This is a genomic window from Cohnella lubricantis, from assembly GCF_014212015.1.
Taxonomy (GTDB): domain Bacteria; phylum Bacillota; class Bacilli; order Paenibacillales; family Paenibacillaceae; genus Cohnella; species Cohnella lubricantis.
This window is the reverse complement of record NZ_JACJVN010000067.1, coordinates 13,012-14,358: the sequence shown is the minus strand read 5'-3', so window position 1 is coordinate 14,358 and position 1,347 is coordinate 13,012. Positions and strand designations below refer to the sequence as shown.

General features: G+C 63.0%; 1 protein-coding gene. It reads right to left on the bottom strand.

Annotated features, from left to right (window positions below):
- Positions 1–79: 79 nt before the first annotated feature.
- The gene (locus tag H4Q31_RS17375; RefSeq protein WP_185180331.1) at positions 80–1,237 is read right to left on the bottom strand and encodes an acyl-CoA dehydrogenase family protein; all 1,158 of its coding nucleotides are present in this window, start codon (positions 1,235–1,237) and stop codon (positions 80–82) included.
- Positions 1,238–1,347: the final 110 nt, after the last annotated feature.

The window sequence follows — 1,347 nt, the reverse complement described above, 5'->3', positions numbered from 1 at the left end:
CAACATGCGCGCCAATCGCCTGAGTCCTCTTAAAGTGGGTTCACACGCGTATCTCCACTCCCGTATGCATTACCCCTGCTCAGCCCTTCTCTCCCAGCGCCTCCGCCGCCAGCATCTGCAGGACGGAACTGTCCATCGGCGGATTGTGCAGCCCGGCGCGGACGTCGCGGTAGTACCGCTCCAGCGGGAGCTTGCGCGATAAGCTGGCGCCGCCGACGATGCGCATGGCGAGATCGACCACCCGCAGCGCGTTGTTGGTGACGACATACTTGGCCAGCGCTAGCTCGGGCTTCAGCGCCGGGCGCTGCCCCATGCTCGCGAGGTCCCAATGTTCGGCGGCCGAATAGAGCAGCTGCCGTGAGCTGCGCAGCTCGACTTCAATCTCGCCGAACATCTGCCTCACGGCGGGCAGCTCCGCGATTGGCCCCGCGAGGTGGTTCGGTCGATAACCACGCGCGAATTCCAACGCGAAGTCGCGCGCAGCCAATGCGATGCCGGAATAGCAAGCCGGAATATGCAGCAGCCAGCCGCCGCCGTCGTCCTGCCCTTTGCCGGGAAGTCTCATGCGCTGATCCGTCCAAGCGCCGTCGAGCACGACATCGTGGCTGCCGGTGCCGCGCATGCCGAGCGTGTCCCACGTCTCCACGACCGTCACCTGTTCCGAGCGGCGGACGAGGAAGTCTGCCACCGTATCTTCTTCCGGAATATAAGCCGATACGGTGAACCGATCGAGAATCGGCGACAGCGTGCTGAACGTCTTGCGCCCCGTAATCCGCCAGCCGCCGTCTGCGGAGATGGCAGTCGTCTCCGGCTTGCCGCCGCGGCTCGGACTGCCGGAACCAGCCTCGCTGGCGAATGCATTGATCATCGCGCCGTCCGCCACGGTATCCCGGCACAGCTCGGCGAACAGCTCCTCCGGCCAGCGCTTCACAGTACGCAGGTGCAGCATCTGCCCTAGGTGCCAGCCGACGCCCAGCGCCGTCGAGCCGTCGCCATAAGCGAGCCGCTCCTGCAGCAGAACCATCTCATACAGCGATATCTCGTCCCCGCCGTAAGCCTTGGGAACCGTCAGCTTCAGGTAGCCGGCGTTCCGTAAGTCAGCGTAATTTTCAAAAGGGAAAGAGCCTTCCTTGTCATGCGCAGCAGCTCTCTCTGCGAACCGGGCAGCCAACGCTTCGACCCGATTGGCCCGAGCCCGCTCCTCTTCGTTACGAACAAATTGATCGATGATCCGCATATGTACCCGACTCCTCTCTTCCGTTATTATACCAAACCCCAATGGGGAAAACGGCATTAGCAGCGCTCGCGTTCACCAGGATGGATGCGGGGCCAAAGAGAGGAACCAGA

Excerpts from the sequence above, each read along its gene's own strand:
- H4Q31_RS17375 (WP_185180331.1), bottom strand. The coding sequence starts at position 1,237 with ATGCGGATCATCGATCAATTTGTTCGTAACGAAGAGGAGCGGGCTCGG.